The organism is Pseudoalteromonas sp. L23 (assembly GCF_021728455.1).
Classification (GTDB): Bacteria; Pseudomonadota; Gammaproteobacteria; order Enterobacterales; family Alteromonadaceae; genus Pseudoalteromonas.
Map to the genome: position 1 here is coordinate 48,376 of NZ_JAKKCW010000011.1, position 23,888 is coordinate 72,263.

Annotated in this window: 17 protein-coding genes and 1 pseudogene; 5 read left to right on the top strand and 13 right to left on the bottom strand. The window is 43.2% G+C overall.

Going from position 1 to position 23,888, the window contains the following annotated elements:
• Positions 1-52: 52 nt before the first annotated feature.
• The 4 genes from L3V43_RS17240 to L3V43_RS17255 all read right to left on the bottom strand — a co-directional run bounded on the left by L3V43_RS17240 (position 53) and on the right by L3V43_RS17255 (position 5,773).
• A complete protein-coding gene (locus tag L3V43_RS17240) occupies positions 53-304 on the bottom strand; it encodes a DUF2999 family protein (RefSeq protein ID WP_010369956.1) in 252 nt (83 codons plus the stop codon).
• Positions 305-312: 8 nt separating this feature from the next.
• Positions 313-1,512, bottom strand: a complete 1,200-nt coding sequence (locus L3V43_RS17245) for an RsmB/NOP family class I SAM-dependent RNA methyltransferase (RefSeq protein WP_237117089.1) — start codon at positions 1,510-1,512, stop codon at positions 313-315.
• Positions 1,513-1,666: 154 nt separating this feature from the next.
• Positions 1,667-3,220 (bottom strand): hypothetical protein, encoded by a 1,554-nt coding sequence (locus L3V43_RS17250; protein WP_237117088.1) that lies wholly within the window; start codon positions 3,218-3,220, stop codon positions 1,667-1,669.
• Positions 3,221-4,333: 1,113 nt separating this feature from the next.
• Positions 4,334-5,773, bottom strand: coding sequence for a chitinase (locus L3V43_RS17255; protein WP_237117087.1), 1,440 nt, complete (start codon positions 5,771-5,773; stop codon positions 4,334-4,336).
• 208 nt (positions 5,774-5,981) lie between these two features.
• On the opposite strand from L3V43_RS17255, the gene L3V43_RS17260 reads away from it, so the two are divergent.
• The 3 genes from L3V43_RS17260 to L3V43_RS17270 are packed head-to-tail and all read left to right on the top strand — an operon-like array spanning position 5,982 to position 8,390.
• Positions 5,982-6,539, top strand: coding sequence for a GNAT family N-acetyltransferase (locus tag L3V43_RS17260; protein ID WP_237117086.1), 558 nt, complete (start codon positions 5,982-5,984; stop codon positions 6,537-6,539).
• 1 nt (position 6,540) lies between these two features.
• On the top strand, positions 6,541-7,875 hold the full coding sequence (locus L3V43_RS17265) for an FAD-dependent oxidoreductase (RefSeq protein WP_206472497.1): 1,335 nt from the start codon (positions 6,541-6,543) through the stop codon (positions 7,873-7,875).
• Positions 7,875-8,390, top strand: coding sequence for a GNAT family N-acetyltransferase (locus L3V43_RS17270; protein WP_237117085.1), 516 nt, complete (start codon positions 7,875-7,877; stop codon positions 8,388-8,390). Before L3V43_RS17265 ends, L3V43_RS17270 begins: the two co-directional genes overlap by 1 nt.
• On the opposite strand, the gene L3V43_RS17275 is transcribed toward L3V43_RS17270, so the two are convergent.
• The 8 genes and pseudogenes from L3V43_RS17275 to L3V43_RS17305 all read right to left on the bottom strand — a co-directional run bounded on the left by L3V43_RS17275 (position 8,371) and on the right by L3V43_RS17305 (position 18,576).
• Positions 8,371-9,354 (bottom strand): HD domain-containing phosphohydrolase, encoded by a 984-nt coding sequence (locus L3V43_RS17275; protein ID WP_017217673.1) that lies wholly within the window; start codon positions 9,352-9,354, stop codon positions 8,371-8,373. The genes L3V43_RS17270 and L3V43_RS17275 overlap by 20 nt on opposite strands.
• Positions 9,354-12,632, bottom strand: a complete 3,279-nt coding sequence (locus tag L3V43_RS17280; RefSeq protein WP_237117084.1) for an MHYT domain-containing protein — start codon at positions 12,630-12,632, stop codon at positions 9,354-9,356. The genes L3V43_RS17275 and L3V43_RS17280 overlap by 1 nt, the downstream gene beginning before the upstream one ends.
• A 39-nt stretch (positions 12,633-12,671) precedes the next feature.
• Positions 12,672-12,895 (bottom strand): annotated as a pseudogene (locus tag L3V43_RS23830) (hypothetical protein).
• A 179-nt stretch (positions 12,896-13,074) separates the two neighbouring features.
• Entirely contained in the window at positions 13,075-14,142 is a 1,068-nt protein-coding gene (locus L3V43_RS17285) for a lipocalin-like domain-containing protein (RefSeq protein ID WP_237117083.1), read from the bottom strand.
• Entirely contained in the window at positions 14,132-16,585 is a 2,454-nt protein-coding gene (locus L3V43_RS17290; protein WP_237117082.1) for an ABC transporter permease, read from the bottom strand. The genes L3V43_RS17285 and L3V43_RS17290 overlap by 11 nt, the downstream gene beginning before the upstream one ends.
• 4 nt (positions 16,586-16,589) lie before the next feature.
• On the bottom strand, positions 16,590-17,246 hold the full coding sequence (locus L3V43_RS17295; RefSeq protein ID WP_237117081.1) for an ABC transporter ATP-binding protein: 657 nt from the start codon (positions 17,244-17,246) through the stop codon (positions 16,590-16,592).
• 108 nt (positions 17,247-17,354) lie between these two features.
• Entirely contained in the window at positions 17,355-18,047 is a 693-nt protein-coding gene (locus L3V43_RS17300; RefSeq protein ID WP_237117080.1) for an SDR family oxidoreductase, read from the bottom strand.
• A gap of 142 nt (positions 18,048-18,189) precedes the next feature.
• Positions 18,190-18,576, bottom strand: coding sequence for an STAS/SEC14 domain-containing protein (locus tag L3V43_RS17305; RefSeq protein WP_237117079.1), 387 nt, complete (start codon positions 18,574-18,576; stop codon positions 18,190-18,192).
• 170 nt (positions 18,577-18,746) lie between these two features.
• Between L3V43_RS17305 and L3V43_RS17310 the strand changes: the two genes are divergently transcribed.
• Positions 18,747-19,544: a putative porin gene (locus tag L3V43_RS17310; RefSeq protein ID WP_102058392.1), complete on the top strand. Its 798-nt coding sequence runs from the start codon at positions 18,747-18,749 to the stop codon at positions 19,542-19,544.
• 144 nt (positions 19,545-19,688) lie between these two features.
• Positions 19,689-22,940 carry a S41 family peptidase gene (locus tag L3V43_RS17315; protein WP_237117078.1) on the top strand — a complete coding sequence of 1,084 codons (3,252 nt, stop codon included), beginning with the start codon at positions 19,689-19,691 and terminating at the stop codon, positions 22,938-22,940.
• A 37-nt stretch (positions 22,941-22,977) separates the two neighbouring features.
• Here L3V43_RS17315 and L3V43_RS17320 read toward each other — a convergent pair whose 3' ends face one another.
• A complete protein-coding gene (locus tag L3V43_RS17320; RefSeq protein ID WP_237117077.1) occupies positions 22,978-23,859 on the bottom strand; it encodes an alpha/beta hydrolase in 882 nt (293 codons plus the stop codon).
• Positions 23,860-23,888: the final 29 nt, after the last annotated feature.

Below are 23,888 nucleotides of genomic sequence, written 5' to 3' on the forward strand. Positions count from 1 at the left end.
TATTCAGCTAGGGCTAGACAAGCCTGAGCTTGTCTAGCCCTAGCCATTAATGTTACTGTTTTAGCTGCGCTTTTGCAGCCTCAACCTTTTCAAAATCAAGACCTAATTCGTTAACTGCTTCTTTGATCAGTGCAGGATTTTGCATTACCAAGCCCATCAACTGTTGAAGTTTTTCGGGTGGAATACCTAGTTGTTGAATAGTCGCCATCGCCATCATTGGATTTTCAGTCAGCTGGGTAAATACCGCTTGGATCTGTTCATCCGAAATATTGTGCTCTTTAAGTAATGCAATGATTGGGTTCATTTCGTTTCCTAACTATTTTTTACTAATCGTGCGGCGTAAAAACCGTCAAACTCTGAATTTACTCCTGGAAGTAAACGTAGTGAGTCTTCTAACTGCCAATTGGGGTTATTTGCCAAAAAGCGTTCAACCTGCTGCTCATTTTCAGAAGGAAGAATGGAGCAAGTTGCATACACCAGTTTGCCGCCCACTTTACACATTTGACTGTAGCGCGCCAGAATATCGGTTTGCAAAGCAATAAGTGTGTCTAAATTTTGCGAATTCAAGTGCCACTTTGCATCTGGATTACGCTTTAATACACCAAGACCTGAACACGGCACATCTAATAGCACGCGATCAAACTTCTCTTTTAGGCGCTTAATGGTTTTATTATTTTGAATAACACGCGTTTCAGCAACATGCACACCTGCACGTTTCGCGCGTTGTTTCAGCGTTTCAAGCTTATGTTCGTGAATATCCATAGACAACAAGCGACCTTTATTCTCCATCAGCGCCGCTATATGCAAACTCTTACCACCGGCGCCTGCACAGGCATCAACCACTTTATGACCAGGCTTTATTTCTAAAAAAGGTACAATTTGCTGAGAGCCTGCATCTTGCATTTCAAACCAACCAGACTGAAATGCTTGAGAGCGGAACAGGTGGCTATTGGACTCAACTTTTAGCGCGACATGAGAGTCAAGCGCCACGTGTGAAACCTTGATCCCTTCTTTTGCTAAGGACTCTGTCACTGTTGCTATATCGCTTTTTAGGCTATTTACTCGCAAATATTGTTGAGCACTTTGATTTAGTGCGGATGCAACCGCAGGCCACTGCTCACCCAGTTGCTCATTTGCAACCTCATTCAACCAATCAGGTAAAGATAAGCGAACAGCTTGAGGCGCCTGCTCGATTAAACTTTGTAGCTTTTCCAGATTATAACGCTCAGTATCCAACCATTCAGGAAGCGGCTGCGCTGTAACAACTTGGCAAGTTAACCAGTAACCAAAGCCATCTAGCGGCATTTCTTCATGCTCAAGTAAGTAAGCCAGTAACCGCTTAAAGCGAAAGATATGGTAATAGTTACTTACCACATATTGCCTTTCATCAAGGCTCCACTGAGGGTTATTCTGTAGCAGTTGAGTTAATGCTTTATCGGCATGAAGAGAAGTATCTAGTACATGTTCAATGCACTCAGACAGAGTTTGAACTAACGAGCGAGTTACAGACACAATATGGTCTCGATTATTGCTAAAACACTATTTTAGCGCGCATACCAAGGGGCTTCAATTGGAGTTTATGATATTAGCTAAAATTAAGGTAATGAATCGAAGCACACAACAATATGCGACTTCGATTCATTTTTACATTATTACAGCGAGTCGATTATCGGCTTAAATATCCAATACGGTTGAGCTCATCAGCTCGGTGACGCAATGGGTCCTGAATACGGCAGATCCCCTGCCCTTGTTCAATAAACTTAGCGAGCGTCTCGTTTCCTTGATAGCCACCAGAATCATTACAAGAGTCTGGTAGTAGTCTTGTTTTTAGCTCCTGAGGGTCAAAGGTGCTCACACCCGTTTCAGTAGCAAGCTTTACCTGCTCATTTATCGCGTATGATGTTGCAACTGGTGTTGTCCAAGAGGAGCCATACAAGGCTTGCTCTACACCATAGCGCATACCAAGTACATCAGGTTCCATTTTAGGCGTACTATTTTTTGCCGTGCTGTCGTATGGGTCATAGCCGACATTAATATACAAATCGATGCTTTCATTGCCCACAAAACTGTCTGGCTGCTCTATATAAACCTGTTGCCACTCAGATTTTCCAAATGGCTGAATTGTCGTGTTTTTTGCTGAAGTTGAATACTGATAAACCCGAATTCGATTGCTAAATTGCATTAGATCCAAGTCATCATTGCTTGTCACAGCATCAGTATTACCAGCATGAAATGCAAGCGCTTTGGGAGAGCTAAATATTGCCTCATAAACAGGCTTCAAAGCATATAAAAATTCAGTAGCTTTTGCGCTATTCAGCTCTCCCGCACACGCATTCTGCTCCCATGCGATATACACATCTTGTAGCGTAAAGCCACCCGAATAGTTAATAAATTCAACTTCGTTCGCTTCAATAATATCCGCCGTCAGCGAGCTTGCGGCACTTGCCATGTAACTGGAAAACTCGCCAATATCTTGCGCACAGAGCGCGTTTTTATGCTGAATAAAAGGTGAGAAAGACTCGGTATCAATAACAACAAACTCTGCCTCAGGGTTATGCTGAGCAAGATAACCAAATACCTTAGTGCCATGACTATTAAAATTACGCTTCGTGACTCTATCTGCTTTATCTGCAGGCACTACTGCCCTATATTTAATAGCGAGATCAGATAACCACGCGGCGGGTAGAAATGCAGGCTGCGGAGAGTCAAATTTTTCATTCGTAAAGGTAAACTGATTGACCTCTGTTAAAAGTTTAACTCCCAGCTTTGAAATGTTTACCTCTGGGTTATCCGCGATAAAAGTTTTGGATTGAGGGTCATATTTAAACGCAGCCTTGACTCGAGAGCGGTATCTAAGCGCCGTATGAAAGTCCATTCCATAATCTAAAACTAGCAATGTTTGCGATGACTTTGTCCGAGATTGGTCAAACACTCCATCATTAAACTTTACATTAACGATATCGCACATTTCATGGGTCGCTGTCGTATCTGTACAGTTTATGCCTTGCGAGGTTATTACTTCAATTGCATCTGCGACGTACTGTTTGCCCTGCTGTTCAATTGCGTCCATAAACACACTGGGATCGGGCTCAACTATAACAGGATCTGGCGGCGGCTTAATTGGATCCGGTATAGGATCATTTGAATCACTCCCTCCACCGCAACCAAAAACAAATAACAAAGACGAAACGGCAAATAAAGTACCTGTTCTTTTAACCATAAAACCTATCCTTAGAATGGTGCTCGATACATTATATTTTGCCTACCAAGCAAAATATTCAACCATAACAAATTAACAAAAATTTTCTTAGAGACTATATCATGGATTGTCAAACAGGCACTATAACGTAACAAATTAGTACAAAGTCCTAATTAGCTACTCAGGACGGGAGCGAACTGTAAATTGACGAGTATTGGGCTTTTATGATCTGATTGAGCATTGCAATTTTTTAGGTCGTTACAATGAGCATCATTGCACATTTAAGCTGAATTGAAGACCCTAGAACTGATGTTAATATTAAAGAACCTGATGTAATGGTCTTGTCGACATATTAACTTTGATTGCCATATTTAGTGGCGCTGACGGATGGAAATCAATTCAAAAGTTTGGTGAGCTGCAACTGGATTGGCTAAGGCATCATTGTTCCTTTGAAAATGACATTCCAAAACGTCATTGTGTTGCTAATATAATCAGAGCATTAGATGCAGATACTTTACTCGAGGCACTGTTAAAATGGATTAATTCTCGTCGAGAAGCACCTCAAAAGCCACACATAGCAATTGATAGATGCTTCGAGGATGCTGGAAAGACAATGTGTACAATGCGCTAAATGTGGTTAGTGCATTTGATGTTGATAATGGGCTAGCCTTATTTCAACAAGTTGCGCAACATCAAGGTAAAAAGACCGTTTAGCTGCGAAACGAAGAAGAACAGATTGGAAAGGTGATTTTAGGACGGAGTACTCTTTGGTTAATCTGTGAGCAAAAGGGAATACCATCCTAGCACCTTAGCCACAACGAAGTTACATATAAAAACAACAAAATGTACATCAATAAAAACTCAATTAAGCGAAACAAAGAACAAATTTGGGAATTTTTTTCAAAAACTTGAAAAACACAACATACAGTTTTTTAAATATTAAAAAATATAAAAAACCAAAAACGATCAAAAAACAATTAATAAAAACAAAAAATCAAATAAATAACAATAAAATTTCAGTAGTAATAAGACGGGGTGTTTTTAAAAAATAAATAGAACTAAAAGTAATACAAGGTGAGTTTTAGAAAAAAATAAATCTATTAAGAATAGAGGCGGGAAACCCGCCAACACTATCTAGTTAACAGCCAACCAAGGGCCAGAGCCATCGGCAGCAGGTATATTGCCTTTAGTCCACCATTTTGCTTCGTAGATCACACCATTGTAGCTCGCTCTATCACCTTTTAAGTAAACCTTGTCGGCATCCCAAGCGGGTACACCGTCAACAGGCGGTTCGGTAGGATTGGTTGGTAAATCATCGACAACTCGTACTTCAGGCCAGCTTGCGTGTGATTGATAAAAGTTTGTCACGCATTTCTCGTAGTCTCCTGGTACAAGCGCTGAATAAGCCGTTTGATACCCCACGAGTTTACACTCAAATGAATATCCTCCGGGGCGATCTGCATAATAAGCCCAATCACCTTCCCAGTTGGTGTAGAGTACATCAGTTGCGCCGTCAAGATTTAAGCTTCCGTATGGTGTTTGCTGCCAACAGGTATTTTCTTCATCGGCTTCAATGGTGATGTTGTAATAATGCGAGAGTCCTTCCCAATAACGAATACGGTTAACGGGCTGGCCTTTGTCTTTATTTTGCGCGCCGCATTCAATACCACCATTGATAATATTAATCGTGGTACCAAAGCCATAACCAATCCCCGCCTCACTTTCACGCAATGATGGCGTCCAAGTTCTATCAATAACGTGTAACATTGCAGGTTTTGGCGCTTGCGGCGTTAAGAAAAACCAAATCGCAGACGCTAAATTTAGCCAAGAGTCAGCCACTAAGCCCGGATTGTTTAATAACACCGTTGCATCACCGTTAAACATGACTTCACTGAACGCGCCATAGTTAAAGTGATATGAAAGCTGCTTAGCGCCTCGGCCAAAATATCCTTGTCCCGCCCCACATGGCCAGCGGCGGTTTTGCCAGTCATTTTGTCCACACCCTGTGGTATAACCAACTTGTCCTTCTGACCAACCCATTTCACGCACATGCACCAAAGCTTGTTGCCATTCTTCTAACCCGAGAGGGTTATCAGAAGTATTATCTTTGGCAATATGCCCCCCTGTTTCTTGGGCAAAATGCGCAAAAGCAGTCACAATAGAGCGTTTACAAATTGCATCAGCATCTCGGCCGTCAGTATAGTCGCCGCAAAATGCGGGAAACTTACCAATGGCACGTAAAAAACGCGTGTAGGTGTATTCAGGCGCCGCCATTTGGGTAAGAAATTGCCACTGGGTTTGACCAAATACCCGCTCAGCCCTTTTTACATTATCAGGATTACTTACAAAGCCCGGCACAATCGCCTCTACAACCGTATTTTCTCTTGTTTCCAGTGCTTTAGACCAAATAGCATACATAGGGTTGTTGGTTTTCGCGCTTTCTGCATTATTTAACGCCACCCGAGAGACAATATAACCATTGGGGTTTTGTGGATCGGGTTGCGGACTCATTGCTATCACCTGACTTGCAGTTATAGCAAGCGAAACTGCGGTCGCTAATTTTAGAATTTTCATATTTTTCCTTTACATGTTGTTGTTAACGGTGAAGATCACCGGTTCAACAATTATTAACAAAATGACATCGCTGTCAAATTTTGTTCACTTTTTATTCTTACCACTACTCAAAAAGCGCCAGTTAAAATTGCCGAATCTTCGCGTTTTTGGTACATGATTAAAGTGGTATGCTAGGACCTCACAACAAATAACAATAATGGAGCAGCCTATGAAAATCATTCCTTTACAGTCGCAACATTTCGACAGTGTTATCGCACTTGGCAATCTCGTTCATGGTGATAATTATCTTGATGACGTAAGTATTGAACAAATGCACCAAAAAGGCTGTAAAGAGGGCATTAATGCTTCCTTTGTTGCGCTAAACAATGAAGGTGAGTTGCTCGGTTTTAGAACATCATACAGTGCAGGGCAATGGCCTATAGATAAGTGGTGCTCGCCAACATTGTGGCCTGTTGATCAAAATGATATGGCATATTTTAAATGTATCGCGGTATCACCGAACGCACAGGGCCAAGGTATTGGCCCCCAATTACTAAAACACGCAATAACAGCATTAACACAACAAGGCGCGAGAGCTGGCGTTGCACATCTTTGGAAACAAAGCCCAGGTAACGGAGCCGTAAAATACTTTACTAAGGCCGGTGGCAAACTGATTAAAGTCCATGATGATAAGTGGTTAGACGACTGTATCTATCACGGCTATGTTTGTACTATTTGTGGTACTGAATGCCATTGCCAAGCAGCAGAAATGGTATTGGAGTTTTAAGATGTCAGGGTTTGATCCACTCACTCAGCCACATTGCCAAGGCCAAGCTTTTGCCAATAGCTACTGGGCTGCAACCTGCCCTATAGGTACCCCCACCCCTTCGCTAGATAAATCATTACAAGTAGATATCGCTGTGATCGGTGGTGGTTTTACGGGCTTACTTACCGCCTACCATTTGGCAACCACTCATCACCAAAGCGTTGCCCTATTTGAAGCCAATCAAGTTGGCTTTGGCGCGAGCGCGAGAAATGCGGGATTTGTGCTACCAAGTACGGGACGGCTTGGTTATGCGCAACTGGCCAAAAAGTATGGTCTGGATGTCAGTAAAGCCATATATCAAGAGTACAACAACGCCGTTGCTTTGGTCCGTGAACATATCGACGCCAATCACATTGATTGCAACGTGCAAGCATCTGGCTATTTGAAAGTTGCACACAATCAGCAAGCATTTTCGCTACTAAAAGCGCAGTCCGAATTTCTCACTGCAACCATGGGTAGCAAGAGCCATCAGTTACTGTCTCAGCAACAACTGACCGAAACCTATATGCACAACCAGCAAGGGTTTGGCGCATTGCGATTTGACAACGCGTTTGGTGTTCACCCTTTGAAGCTGTTACTAGGTTACAAGGCTTTAGCACAGCAAGCTGGTGTGCAACTTTATGAAAATAGTTTGGTCACTCATTACCAGAACCAAAATGGCAACCACCAGCTAGAAGTGAATGGCCACAGAGTCTCGGCGAACAAAGTCGTGATCGCAGCAAATGCCTACGCTCAACGACATTTTTCGCCATTAACTCAAGGACGTTACCTGCCTATTTTAAGTAGTATTATCGTGACTGAACCACTCAGCGATGAGCAACTTGCTGTCAATGGCTTAATGACAGAGCAAGTCGTCATGGATACCAGACGGCTTAAATACTACTATCGTCGCCTTCCCGACAATCGCATTTTGTTCGGTGGACGAGGTGCGGTGTTTGGCCACGATCAGGATAACGCAAAATACCAACACAACTTGCGTTCAGCGCTTAACGATTGCTTTCCTAACCTCAATGCTAAAGTTCATTACTTCTGGAGTGGCTATATTGCCGCCGCACTTGATGATCTCCCCCATATCTACAGTGAAAATAACACTGGATATGTGCTCGGATATTGTGGCTCAGGTGTGGCATTTAGTGCTCAGGCAAGCATTCGTCTTGCTGAAAAATTAATGGGTCATAAAGTGCCTGATTTACCCATCTATACAAAGCCGCTGCCTAAATTTCCAATGCCACAATTAAGAAGAGTGGGCCAACTAGCGTATTACCAATATGCGCAAATAATGGATAAGGTAACGTAATGCCCAACGCCACAATTCGCCCAGCTGTACCCTCTGATGCATTAAAGCTTGCCGCGCTATCGATTCAGGTTTGGCTCGATACCTATGCAGTCCAAGGACTCCGACAAGAATACGCAGAATATGCGCTTTCTACCTTTACAGAAACCTACTTTATATCTTTGCTACAGCAAGAAGAGATAAGCATTTACATCGCAACGCATCAAGGTGCGATACAAGGTTATATTCAAGCTAACCGTCACTCGAGATACCACCAGCAAGATCTTGGCTTTGAAGTAGAGAGACTCTATGTGCTAGGCCGGTTTCAAGGATGTGGGATAGGTCGGCGGTTACTTTCTCATATGGTAGACAAACTTGGCGAGCGGTACTGGCTCTATACTTGGGTCGAGAACGAATCAAATCGATTTTACGAAAAACTGGGACTGGCGCTGATTGGTAAACACCGTTTTCAATTTCATCAATGGGAAATTGAGAATAATGTCTACCACGCACCGGGGATTAGTCATACTGCGCTTTAATCTTTAGGATTTCTGGTAGGTTTTCATCGAGCAATTCAACTAACTTTGGGTCAAAGTGCTTACCACTTTCAGAATGAATGAAGGCCAATGCCTTTTCGATAGGCCAAGCCTCTTTATATGGGCGCTTTGAAGTAAGCGCATCAAACACGTCCGCAAGCGCACAGATCCGTCCTTCAAGTGAGATTTCTTCCCCTTTTAATCCTTTTGGATAACCGCTTCCATCAAATTTCTCGTGGTGCTCCATCGCCATTAAATATGCAAGCTTGACGAGTTTTGAATCAGAGTCCGCAAGTATGTTTGCACCCAGCTCAGCATGTTGTTTCATCACCTCATATTCTTCGGCATCTAAACGTCCAGGTTTCAGCAAAATGCTGTCGGCAATACCGACCTTGCCAATATCGTGCATCGGGGCGGCGAGCATCAAATCTTCTGCATACGCTTCCGGTAAACCACAAGCTTTAGCAAGCACAAAGCAGTAGCGGCTCATTCTCGCAATATGCTGGCCTGTTTCATTGTCTTTGTATTCCGCCGCCTGACCGAGCCGCTGCATCAGTTCAACGTATGCACTTTTAAGCTCAGTAGCACTGACTAAAGACAAGTGCGTCTTCACTCGCGCTCTAGTTATCGCAGGGCTGATAGGCTTTGTGATGTAATCAACACCACCTAACTCAAAGCCTCGAGCTTCGTCAAACTCTTCACTCAAGGCGGTCACAAAAATCACCGGGATCCTCGCAGTGGTAGGATCTTCTTTTAATTTGGAGCAGACTTCAAAACCTGTCATTTCAGGCATCATAACATCGAGTAAAATTAAGTTAGGTAGTTCCTTATCTACTAGCTCCAGCGCCAATTTTCCAGACTTTGCAAACTTCATACGATACTGATTACCCAGCGTTTGCTTTAAAATTTGGAGATTCGTTGCTTCATCGTCAACGGCTAGGATCAGAGGCTTGTGGTCATTTATCATTACACATCAGTACTCATTAATTGTGCGAGAATTTCCTCCGCACGTTCAAATTCAAAATCATCCAATGCATGTTTCAACGCCTCTACCTGGCTTCGGTACGTAAGGGGCGCGCTCTCTAACAATGCGTCAAGCACATCATCCTCGACTTGCGCCTCATCTATCATCTCTTTTACTTGTGGCAAGTTTTGCTTAAACAAAAAAACGTCGCCCTCACTCAACGCGTTGGTTACAACTTCTTCATCACTCAGTCCAACCACGTCGTCTAGTTTTTCAATAATGAGCGCCATTTTAGCTCTCAAGCGCTCGTCAATTTCCTTCTTACCCTCTATTTGCTCAAGCAGAGCAAAAAGTGTCTCCAACGCCAAGTTTCCAGCAACGCCTTTGATGGTGTGAATATTCTGTAGTACATCATTCGTAAACTGACCTTCGTGGGCAAAAAGCGCTACCACTTCTTCTCTTTTACCATCCCAAAAACGCGCCAATTCTTTTAAAAATCGAGCTTCACTGCCCCACAAATTTATCGCTCTAGCTCTATTTATAAGCTGCTTGTTGCTGGTTTGCCTTACTCCAATCGCCGTATGAGCAATATTGATATTGAGCGTTTCAGCAATAGTGCGAGTTAAATCTTCTATCACCACTGGTTTTGAGGCAAATGCAGCCATCCCTGCAGCTTTTGCAGCCGCTCTATCCTCGCCTAACACACTCGCGGTGAGGGCGATTACCGGTGTCTCTTGTTGCCTATTTTCTCGTTCATATGCTTTGATAGTGCGCGTCGCCTCAAGTCCATCACAACCCGGCATATGAATATCCATTAGAATAAGATCGTATTGTTGCGCTTTTGCTTTTTCGATGGCCTCAAGCCCATCCCCTGCGACCTCTATACTATGACCTTGCTTTTCAAGTAATAAGCTCAACAATTCGGTATTTTGTTGAATATCATCGGCAACCAAGATATTTAATGGGGGAAGTTCGACATGAACATCTTGCGCTATTGTGAATGCCGCGATTTTCTTAAGAGGCACAGTAAAGTAGAAAGTAGACCCTTTTCCAAGCTCACTGTGAGCCCATATTTTTCCACCCATTAACTCGACTAGCTGGCGACTAATGGTCGTTCCAAGGCCTGTACCACCAAAGCGGCGACTCATGCTCTCATCGGCCTGTTCAAAGGGATTGAAAATTGAATCTAGTCTATCGTTGGCAATCCCTATACCTGTGTCCGCAATTTTAAACAGTACATAATTGTCATGAGAGGACTCAACGCTAAGCTCTACACGGCCCTGTGCAGTAAATTTAATGGCATTACCCAATAAATTTACCAATACCTGCCGTAAGCGGTCGGAAGCACCATGATAAGTTTGATGCAAACTGTGACTCATCGTGAGCTCTAGTTTTAAGCCCTTTTTCTTTGCTTGATACCAAAACGTCGATACCACGTTGTCGAGTAGCTCAGAAATACAGAAATCATTCTCAATCAGGTCGAGCTTGCCTTGGTCCAGCTTAGCGGAGTCTAAAATATCGTTAAGCAAGTGCAGTAGTGCCTTTGCACTCGTAAGTATCGTATTTACATGCTTACTTTGATCAGGTTTCAGCTCAGACTCTCTCAGTACTTCACTAAATCCTAAAATGGCATTCATCGGTGTGCGAATTTCATGACTCATGTTCGCTAAAAACGCTTGCTTGGACGCTGCTGCGCTTTCAGCAATGCTTTTTGCGCCACGTAGTTCGTCTTCCATGTTCTTGCGCTCGCTAATATCAAGTAATACGCCCGCAATGCCCTCAACTTTACCCGCTTGATCGTATTCAAATGAACCTTTATCCAGCACCCACTTGGTATGGCCTGATTTGTGTAATATTCGATATTCCTGCGAGTAACTCGCTTTGCCGCATTGCAGTGCTTGTTCAACCACATCGTGCGTTAAGCTTTTGTCATCTTCAATAATCAAGCTGGCAAAATGAACTTGCCCAGAAATAAATTCTTCTGCTCGGTAGCCTGTAAGCTGCTCGACAATGGGACTTACGAACGATATCGTCCATTTGCTATCAATCCGGCAACGAAATGCCACGCCAGGCATGTTATTTAGCAGCGTCCGATGACGCGCTTCCTGCTCAATCAGTGCTTCTTCCATTTGCTTTTGCGCTGTTAAGTCAGTGATAAAACCCACATAAAACGCGCTTTGGTCTTTTAACTCAACCTCTCCTATTCCCAGCCGAATAGGTACCAGATGCCCTTGCTTGTGTAGCGCCTTGATTTCACGGCCAACCCCCTTAAATTGTTCAAGGTAAGTGCTGTCGAATGATACTTTCGTTTGCGCTTCTTTAGGTAAAAACACAGCAACATTGCGACCAAGCGTTTCTCGCTCAGACCATCCTAAAATTCGTTCAACTAACGGGTTACAGCTTTTAATGATACCATCACCATTGATAGTGATGATCCCATCAACGGCTGTTTCTAGGATAGCCGCAAGCCTAGATTCATTAGCGGCTTTGTCTGCAGCCACTGAGCGGTACTTGCTCGCGGTATGAATAAGCGCAGATAAAGCGCTAATGATCATACTGACAGCAGCAATAAACAATGCAAGCGATTGAGTATGCTGCTCTTGCATTTCTTGGTTGATAATTGGTGAGTCAGATACAAATTTTGCCGCCTGCATGCCCGTGTAATGCATTCCTGACACCGATGCCCCAAGTGCCAAAGCGCCTAGCCATCTTACAACACTGATATTGTTATCACTGACATAATCACGCAGTTTACTTCTCGCTTGAATTGCGATGAAGGCAAGTGACACAGCGACAACAATTGATAAACCAAAAAGTGCGGGGTCGTAACCCAGCATAGGGCCAAGCTGCATGGCTTCCATACCGCTATAGTGCATGGTGCCAATGCCCGCCCCCAAAATGACCGCGGCGAGCCCCTTTACTGCAAGTGTGACATTTGGTCGAGTTATCAAATCAAACGAAACCCAACAACCTAAGAAAGCGGGGAAGATGGACGCCGCAGTAAGCCAAGGATCGTAATCCACTTCAACACAAAGTGAGAATGCTAACATGCCAATGAAGTGCATACTCCAAATACCACCAGACATGGCTACAGCACCGCCAAATTTTGCAAGCCGATTTATACGACTATTTTGATTTTGCTCAGCAAAGTCAATCTGGATAAGCGTAAAAAATGAGGCGATAACAGCCACAAGTACAGATAACGCTACAAGCGTAGCATCATAAGTTCCGTTGAGTAGCAACTCTGGTGCGGGATCGGTTACAAAAAACGTATTTAACATAGCAACACGGATAGTAAGATATTCCTAGAGTCTAGCTTTCTAGGACTGAGTTTGACAGAAAAAATCGCTGTTAAAACAAGATTTCAGGATAAATTCATGTTTATTGTGGGCTAGGGCCTGTTGACCTTTGCTGTTTGATTTTTGTTCTTCTGAGTGTGTTTTGGTCGCGACGCTCGACTTTTGCCTAGTAATCTAGGCAAAAGTTGAGCAACAATGAACAAAGCGCACTCAGGTGAACCCAAAGGGCAGCGCTTGACTGGCATTTCTACTGTGTTATCACCTGACTTACATAGAATAACTATGCTACGCAGGCTCTGCCTTGTATAAATACCAGTCAAACTGCTGCAAAAACAAACTTGAAAGATCAACAGGCCCTAGTACTATCTCACTAGGAAATTTAAAGATAATATAGGTACAAGTTAATCGGTATAGCCAATGCGGGCTATTCGTATCCGACTAGCTCAGCGTACCCTTCACCTATATAGCCACCGGACACTTTTACTCTTCCTTCCCAATACGGGATAGTCAGCTGGTTTCTCGCATCACGATTGATACTTTCGATCAGAATAACAGGACTGTGCTTTAGCCGTAGTTGCCATTTAAATGGATAGCTTACTCCATCTAACGAAACCTGCTCCAAAACACTTAATTGAATATCCTTATGCGCTATTTCTGTCGTGCTACCCTCAGCTGTAATTTCAGTGCCTCGGCAATCTCTGTAGACTTGTTGGCTATCACGAATGCAAAATACCATTAGTGCGCCGTTCGATCTGTCTTGACCGCGAATACTAAACCAATCCCAGCCGCTTTGTGCCTTACTGATAAACGAGGAAGACCATTCCCTATCGAGCCACGCGTCACCGCTGACTTGATGTGTGTCACCTTGAAAAGTAAGCTCACCAGAGACGCTTAAAAAAGGATAGCTGTAGTACATGGAAGCGTGGCCGTCGGACGTTTTTTCACTGTAGCCATTGTTCCCATGTAGCACTATCGGACTTTTTCTCAGTGTTAAATTAACACTGTTTTTTTCTTCCTCAGCATGAAGCGTTAACGGAAAAAATGTTTCCGTCGCGCTGCGCAAATACCAGTTATCTAATTGCGTGATAAATGGGTCAGCTTGAATTTTTACTTGCCCTGCTCTTCCGTATCGTTCGAAGGATTGGTGCCTGGTATTATCTTGAATTGCAAAATGCGCAAAGTATAACTCACCATCCCACCATGGACTGACATATTGAACGCTGACAACTGAGGTTCTAAATAACGTCCATTGAACACCAAATTCTTGCCCTGAATCACTTTTTAAGTTTGCAGTAACATACCACCATTCAATGCCTTGATCAGGATGGCTACCGTGATCACGCGGAAAACTTAACTGATATACGGGAGAGACCGGATCGCCCAACTGAAGATTGAAAAAATCACGTTTTGAAGCAGGTGCTTCTGACAGCTCCGGAGTGCAGCCGACTCCCACCATTAACAGTAATAAAACGATAAGATAATTAGTCTTCATACAACAGATCCGCAGTATCGTGACGACTCAGTTTGAGTAGAGGTAGTACACTAACCAGCAAAGCTAAACTAAAAATGAGGGTGATAAAGACCGCGATCTCAAGATAAGGTAATAGAAAAGGGATCGTCCAACCGAAGCCAATTGGCATCACAAATTTAAGTAATATCCACCCGAGCATTCCCCCGAGTATCGTCGCCAACACTAAACTCACAAGCAGAATAACAGCGCTCTGCCCTAATTTAATAGCAAATGCTTGCCAAGTGGTAACGCCTAATGTTTTTAAGATGGCCAAAGGTTGAATTTGCTTAGCGCCGAGAGTCAGTAATGATACCCACAACCCAAATAGCGCGATAGCAACTATCATTAAATTTAACGCGTGCGTTGCGTAAAACGTATGTTCAAACAAACGCGTAGCGTATTGTTTAAAGCGCTGATTTTGAACCACTTGTGAGTCGTTTAAATGGAATTGCTGCATGACCTTTTGCTTAAATAAAGCGGTATCAATATCTGGCTTTAGAACAATTGAAAAACCATATGCTTCATAGTTAAGCCCGGCGTTTTCAATTGCGTCACTAACAGCGACGAACACCGCGCGCTGTTCGCCATAATCGTAATAAAAACCCGTTATCTCACAGTTAATATGCTTTTTGCCTTGTTGCAAACGAATACGCTGACCCAACTTTACGCCATACAATAATTTGCTTGGCTCGTTGGCAAGGCACCCACTCACATTTTTATTCGCATCATAGTAAAGCACTTCGTTATTAGGTACAGCTCCCGCAAGCAGCGTAAGATTGTAGTGATGTTCGCCAGAGCGACCAAAGCTAATCAAACTCGCTGATTGAGTGCCTTGTTGATGTGAGCCCAGGCCATAACTTATCTCTGCACGCCAAAATACACCGGCCTTTTCAATATCCTTTTGGCTTAAGAGCCATTGATATTGCACATCGGTAACTTCACTAGGCCGCACATATAGATCTGCGCTAAGGCGACCATCTAAATGGATCTGCAAAGCTGAGCTAAAACTACTCACCATAATTTGCAACCCTACGGAAGTGCCAACCGCAAGCAACACGGCATAAACACTGATTGCAAGTACTCTGATCTGCTCGACACTGTCTGCTTTCATCCATTTGACTAATGGATGCTGAGTTGGAATACCTTTAAACGCAGCCCACAGTGCCACTGGTGTTATCATAAAAAAGAGCAACAGTAAGCAAACGCACAACCCAAGCGCATGAATTGGCGCTTCGCTACCAAGATAAAAATACCCAGCGGCCGTAACCAATAGACTTCCACTCACTATTTTACTCTGCCAAGATTTATAAAAAGTAAGAGGCTTTACTTGGCAATATGCCACACTTGCAAGTACCAAAAGGTTTAACACAAATGCTTGCAGCACGACTAACCAACTGAAATTAACCGGTAAACGCCTATCTAATGCAAATAGGCTCTCTAACGCCATAGAGATCTCGCTCACCAATAAGTTCGCCCCTAAGAAAGCCACACCTGCGCCCACCAATGCAGCAATCAAGCTTAAGACGAGCACCTCAATGACTACCGCTGCGACTACATTTGCTTGAATACATCCAAGTAGTGTGAGTTGCTGATGTAGTTTTTTTCTTGCGTGCAGACAAAGCTTTATAGCGTTAAAACTTAAAAAAGCGCCAACCACGTAGCCTAGGAATGCAAGCGCTTGCAGGTTGAAGAAAAACGCCTTCGACAACGAGTCGAAAGACTGCGCTTGTGCACTTTGCAGCTGTGCTTTATCACCTAAAATCTGCCTAACTTTTGCCTCATCCAATACTGCATTTGAGATCTCTATATAACTAATTTGACCTGATGAATTCAGTAAATGGTCAACTAATGCAATATCGGCTATTGCAACATCGCCAGTAAGTTCCGATAAAACAGCGAAATGCACATCCGTATCAAGAAGCTTGATCACTTCATGCCTTCTGAGCGACAAATGTTGGGCCATCTCCTCAGATACGTAAATTGTATTAAATCCGAATTGTAATGGTGCAGTTTGATTGCCTGACTTATCTCCCTGTGATTGCACTTTAGGTAGAGAAAGCCATTTCAAAGTATTAACCCCTTTAATGCGAAGCCTGTTCTCACTGGGCACGACCAGCACACCTTCCAAAACTGGCTCAGCGGATACGACTCCTGCGTTTCGCAGCGCCGTCCATACATCTCCAGTCAACATCTCGCGGCCTACGCTTGGCCGAACAAAGTGACTAATTGGATTATTTATAAGTGCGCTGGTTTGCTGGTAACGATCCGTTGCTTCTTGATTTAGTCCTTGAATTGAGCCAAGTAAAGCACTACCCAAAGATAAGCCAAAAACGAATAACAAAAACAACCAAAGATGCCTTTTATAGAACTGCATAAACACCGTGAGTACCAGCCTAATTTCTGATAACGCGCTCAGCCGTTCCATCGTTTTAGCCATAAGCACGGTTATTTTGAATGGTGATTTTTCTATCTAGGCTGTCAGCAAGGTGTTGGCTGTGTGTAACCATAAGCAAGTTAACGCCTTGCTCTTCACACAGCTCACGCAGAAGTAATACCACTTCTTCGCTTTTCGCAGCATCTAAGTTTCCCGTCGGCTCATCGGCCAGCAATAACTTAGGCTTGTTGATCATGGCACGTGCGATACCAACTCGCTGCTGCTCACCACCTGACAATTGCTGAGGCAAGGCCGTTAATTTATGTAAAATCCCCAAACGCTCTGCCAGCGCATCAACATCGCTTTGCTTTGGGTTCAATTGATTGAGCTGTGCTTGAAAAACAATATTGTCGTAGACGGATAAAGGTGCAAGCAATTGATAGTGTTGAAATATCATCCCTAACTTGCGACGGTAGAGCGCCTGTTCAATATCATTAAACTGAGTAATATCCCGGCCATCAATAACAATGCTGCCGCTATCAGGCCTTAATAAACCACCAATAAGATGGATAAGTGTCGTTTTACCCGACCCGCTATCACCAACAATAGCGACCTGTTCTTTAGCGGCAATACTGAGACTAAGCTTATCTAATACGGCTCGATTCACTTCACCATCACGACGCGTGAAGACTAAATTTTGAACTTCTACCACTATATGCACATTCCTTTACTACTATGTGGGCGCTACTCAATGCATCAGTCTCGTTAAGTAGCCAGGATCTTTTATTTCTCGAGTCAGCGCAGGTTAACTAATGTGTAACTACCAAGGAATAGCATCACCGCTATAGTCGTAAAAACCTCCGCTTTGTGCATCCACAAAATGAGATAACACGGAATAGATCCCATTTGCAGACTCATCTGGAGTAATTAACGCGTTAGGGCCACCCATTTCCGTTTGGACCCAGCCAGGGTGAATAGCAACCGTGCGGATCCCCTCACCCAGTAAATCATTTGATAGGCTTTTTACCACTGAATTTAGTGCAGCCTTAGAGCTGCGATAGATATAGCCACCGCCTTTAGTATTCATGGTGTGACTACCTACCTTAGAAGAAATGGCCGCAAAAATCTTTTCATTGCCGTTGCAAAGATGGGTGTAAAATAGCTCTGCGAGTCGCATGGTGGAAAATACATTAACCTCCATCACTTCTCGCCACGCTTCTATATCTGTTTCACCAAATGCATAGTCTTTCGGCCCATAAATACCCGCATTGTTAATAACAATATCGATGGCAACAGGGGCTAGCTTCTCGCTTAATTCTTCCATCTGGTCGTAATTGGTCACATCTAGGGCAAACACTTGGAGCTCAGGAAAAGTTGGCGCAAGAGAATTTAGTTCTGAAGCAGTAAGCGGGTCTCGACAAGTTGCTAATACGTGCCAGCCAGCCTGCAGATAGGTTTTAGTTAACGCAAGTCCAATACCGCGGTTTGCACCAGTGATCAGTATTTTTTTCACAGTCGAAGCTCCTAAGCCGTTATGACAAAAGCCAATGGTGTTAATTCACTATACTGATGATAGGTTGAATAATCCACTTTTTGCAGATGTAACTAGCATCTCGAGCCACAATGCAAAAATCATGAATTTAATTCAACTTTAATCAATCTCGTTCATTAAGCCAATTCAATGCATCCCCTTTATCATCAAAATACTTCACTTTACCAGTAACAAACCAGTTACCTATTGTTGCAGCAAGTCGATGCCAGTTTTTGCCGCCATATATTGCTACTTTGGCAAATTCAGTGCTATGCTCAAAGACGAGTCGGAAGTCATCCCACATGGCTCTTGGCTCCCAGCCTTCAAAATCAGTCGCATCAAGAAATGCATAGATTTTAGGCGTTGTTACTGCTTTCAGTGCACTCTCGATTATTGGTGTAATAACAACATAATCTTCATGAGTGAGTTTACCTGTAGGCTTAAGTGTGAGATAAATATCATCTCCAAAGCGCTCAGTGCCTATTGATATGCCATGGAATGAGTTCGTCATATTCTCTTCCTTTATGTTTATCTCATAGATAAAAAGCATAATTAAGTCTCAGCTTTTTTGCCAATATCCAAACTTTTTTCATTATTGTCAGCTTCCGTTCAGATTTCTAATACTACCATGCGCGCCGTTGAGTCGATGTAGCTCAATATATGGAAATTAAAGGGATGACTATGAAAAAACTACTATCTATCGCAGCTGTTTCACTACTTGTTTCAGCAGCAGCTCAGGCTAACACTGGTAACGTACAAAAAGAGTGGTTCAACACCGCTAGTTATACAGATTATGATGGCTCTGACAACAGCGCACTGATGCTTTCTTCTCGCTATTTCTTCGCACCTCAAGAATCAGTAGGCGTATGGGATGACTTTGGCTACCTTGATACGGACAGCAATGTAGGCGTAAGTTACTTTAACGATGATTATTCAAATGCTTTCTCTGTTGGTGGTGAAGGCTTTATCACTAAAGAATGGTTTGTAACTGCTGGCATCGCAGATCTTGGCGAAGCTGACGACCATTACTCTTTCGGTTTTGGTTACCTTTACAACGACAACCTAAAGCTAAGCATTCGCCAAGAAGAGTTTGAAAACGGTGATACCACTTGGTTCAAAGCTGAGTACAACCACGAACTAAATTCTACAGATTACATCGGTTTCACAGTTGAAACTGAAGACGAATTTGATTACCTAAACCTAAGTGCACGTTACTTCATGCACGTTGGTGGTGACAGCTACTTCACAATCGACTTAGAGCACAACCGTATTGATACTGATGGTTTTGACGACAACGTAACAAACGTGCTTGCAAACTACTACTTCACTCGCAACTTTGCGCTTGGCCTAGGTTCATATGATTCAGACTTAGCAGTAGAAGCTAAATACTTCTTCAACGACACTTACTACCTTAAAGGTAGTGTAGTTGACACTGACGGCGGTGAAACAAGCAACCTAACTTTTGTTGCTCAGTTCTAAATCAACACATGATTGAGGTACATCTGTACCTCCCCCAACTACTCAACACCTCTTCGCGACCACACTCCGCGTTGGGGTGTTTTTTCACATTTTGAAACAAGCTACTCATCTAAATTGGGTGCATTTCGCTTATCAATAGTTATTATGTATCAAAATAATAACGGAAATGCCTATATTATGATGAAGATAAGAACACTCGTGCTCGCCATTGCTGCGGCAGCCGCGCCTTTTGTTTCGGCGTATCAGACCGAAGATACTCGCCTACTCCGCTTTCCAGATATCCACAAAGATAAAGTCACTTTTGTATATGCTGGCGACATATATATTGCAGATACCAACACAGGTAAAAGTCAGCGTCTAACAGACCATATTGGTTTTGAGACCTTCCCTAAGTTCTCTCCAGATGGCAGCAAAATCGCTTTTGCCGCCGAGTATAATGGCAGCCGCCAAATCTATGTGATCAATGCTGATGGTTCAGGATTAAAGCAACTCACTTACTACAACGATGTTGGTCAAATGCCTCCTCGCGGTGGGTTCGACTATCGCGTGATGGACTGGACACCCGATGGTAAACATATCGTTTTTAGAGCAAATCGCACACCATGGGGCAAACGTATGGGTCGCCCGTATATGGTACCAGTAGAAGGTGGACTTGAGCAGCCGATGGCCATTCCAGAAACGGGTGGTGGTATGCTCTCCCCTGATGGTAATAAGTATGTTTACACACCAATCGACAGAGAGTTTAGAACTTGGAAGCGCTCTCGTGGTGGTCGAGCTCAGGATGTATGGATTTACGACCTTGAAAACAATACGTCTAAACAACTCACCACTGACAAAGCCACCGATCAACAACCAACTTGGGTGAATGACAGTATTTACTTTGTGTCTGATCGTGACTACACGCTCAACCTTTATAAATATCGCGATGGCAAGTCACCGGTTAAAATGACTGACCACAAAGACTTTGACGTGCTGTGGCCATCAGCCGGACCAGATGCCATTGTCTACGAAAATGGCGGTTACTTATATCGCTTTGACGAAGCGACAAAGACAACTAAAAAGCTAAAAATCGATGTTGCTGGTGTGCGTCAATATGCCATGCCATATAGTAAAAACGTTAGCGACTTTATCGATTCTATGGATATATCACACGATGGTAAGCGTGCATTGTTTACTGCCCGTGGTGAGTTATTCTCAGTCCCAGTAAAACAGGGTCCAACTCGTAACCTCTCTTACACACCAGAAGGTCGTGAAATTGAAGCAAGCTGGTCACCGAATGGCCGTTATATTGCCTACATGAGCGATAAAACAGGTGAATATGAGATCTATCTCAAAGATAGAGCAAATAACAACAAAACCATCCAGTTAACTGACAATGGTACCATCTGGCGCTTTACACCAATTTGGTCCGCTGATAACAGCAAACTACTCTTCGCAGATAAAAACCACACGCTATGGTGGGTTGATGCGAAATCTGGCGATATGCATAAAATTGACACCGCCAAATACGACGAAGATGGTCTAACTGAATATACTTGGTCGCCAAACAGTGAAGATATTGTTTTTGTTAAAAACAATGAAAACCGCTACGCCTCGCTTTGGCACTATAACACTGAGGATAAAAAGGTCACTCGACTGACTGACAACATGACCAGTGAGCGTAACCCTACTTTCTCTCCTGACGGTAACTACATTTATTTCACTTCTGAGCGCGACTATAACCTCACCTTTAGCAGCTATGAATTTGATTATATGTTTAATAATGCCACGCGCATTTATAGCGTTGCGGTGAATAGTCAGATCAAGCCGCTTAATGCCTTTGAAAGTGATGAGTTAAGCATTCAATCAGACGATGAAACGAAAAAGGACAGCGACAAACAACCAAATCGCATTGAGGCCAACGGCTTTATGTCACGGGTTGTATCACTCTCAGCCCCAGCAGGTAATTACGGTTCGCTTACAGGTGTTGAAGGAGGCGTACTGACTTTAACAGGCGGTGCGTTAAAGCTCCTCGGCACAGAACCAGATAGCAAACTAGAAACCGTCGCCGAAGGCGTAAGCAGCTATAAAGTTGCCGCTGGTGGTAAGCACCTGATCGCTCGCGCTGGTAACAACTTCAGTGTAATTGCACCAAAGCCAAAGCAAGATTTAAAAGCCAGTCAGCTTGATTTATCTAAGATGACACTGAAAATAGACCCGAAAGTTGAGTGGCAACAAATGTATGTAGAAGGCTGGCGCACCTTACGCGACTGGTTCTACGACGAACATCACCATGGTCAAGATTGGGATGCTATCTTGGAGAAGTATCAACCACTTGCCAGCGCTGTCGCACACCGTAGCGACTTAGACTATGTACTTAGTGAAATTGCGGGTGAAATCAACGCAGGTCACATCTACGTACAATCTGGTGATGCCCCAACAGCCGAGCGCAAAAAGCATGGTTTACTTGGCGCAGAAATAAGTGCTCATCAGTCTGGCTACGTTAAAATTGAGCGTATCTACAAAGGTGAGAACTGGCATGAAGACTACCGTTCACCACTCAATGAAACCGGCGTGAATGCCAATGAGGGTGATTACATCATCTCGGTCAATGGTCGCTCGGTAAAAGACGTGGTTAACTTTTACGAGCTACTTGAAAACACCCAAGGCGAGCAAGTTGAGTTGGTATTGAGTAAATCACCAAGCGCTGATGATAGCTGGAAAACCACGGTAAAACCTGTTGCCAGCGAACAAGGCTTGCGTTACATGGCATGGGTTCAATCACGTGCTGACTACGTGGATAAATTATCAAACGGTAAGATTGGCTACGTTCACCTACCAAATACTCATTATGATGGTAACCGTTCATTATTTAAGAACTTTATGCCACAAACGAGCAAAGATGCGCTGATCATCGACGACCGTTATAACGGCGGCGGCTTCATCCCTGAGCACATGATCACTTGGCTTGCTCGTAAGCCACTTAACTATTGGAAACGCCGCGGTGTTGAGCCAACAAAAACTCCACAATTTGCCCACGATGGTCCAAAAGCGATGTTGATCAACGGCTATTCAAGTTCAGGTGGTGATGCTCTACCTTATTACTTCCGTCAGGCAGGTCTTGGCAAACTAATTGGTACTCGCACTTGGGGTGGCCTTATCGGTATCTCGGGTAATCCAAGTCTTGTTGACGGAGGTCAGGTTATCGCTGCAACCTTCCGAATTCTAGATAATGAAGGCAACTGGATCATCGAAAATGAGGGCGTCAGCCCTGATATCGAAGTGATCGATAGACCAGAGCTTGTTCATGCCGGTAAAGACCCTTCTGTCGAGCGTGCAGTGAAGGAGCTGTTGAAAGAGTTAAAAGATAGCCCGAAGAAAACACTGATAGTGCCTCCTGCGCCGTCTAAGTTTTAATTACTATAAAAATATAAAAGGCTGAGCAATCAGCCTTTTATATTTTCGAACAATCTTTATTCCTATCTCTACGCGATAGATCTCCCAAAAATTGTACGAGTAGCTTTGTTGTTTCATTTGTCGGCGTTGATGCAAGTAAATGATGCTGATAATTAGGTATAAAAAACTGTTGTGCACAGTGATTTTTTAATACCAACTTGCTTGACTCAGGAAGTACATCATCTTTACCTGAATTAATTACTAATAGATTTTCATAATGATTAACAACTTCGAGTCCATCAGAGAAGAACTCTTGCAAATCATTTTCAATTAAATATGACTCTATCACCTTATCGATTAATCCTTGCGGCAAGTACTCAATATATGAAACCGTTTTTGAGGCAGCAACATTTAAGTCTTCCCTAATTAAAAATGGTGCCACACCAATCAAATTACTAGGGTTATACTTTTGAGCTATATGCAATGCCGGTAGAAAGCCCATAGAAAATCCGACAACATTGACTGACTTATAATTAGACGATAATTCAGGATAATAGTCGACCAATTTACTACCAAACGAAAATGTAGTTTCATCAACGCTTTTCAAGTCCATTACAATGACATCTGATCCCAATGAGGAAAACCAAATCGCGTAGGAAGTCAGTAGTGATTTATCCACGGCAAAACCGGGGATCAAGAGAGTTAGCTGCCCGCTCAAATCGAGAGCCCGAGCCTGCTCTTCTCTCACTATTTTGTAACCGGCACTGATACCATTAATTTCAACATTCATATCAATGTCATCCTTGATTGAAATATCACTTGGATAAAAGTCATAAGTCAACGTGTACTCACCTTTTTTTAATTTCCTTTCAATTTTTTTGACATTTATCAACTCTGTGTCGATAACTAGTTTTAACTCATATTTCAATGATTTACTCATAACACTTCGACCTATTGAAGTGCAACCAG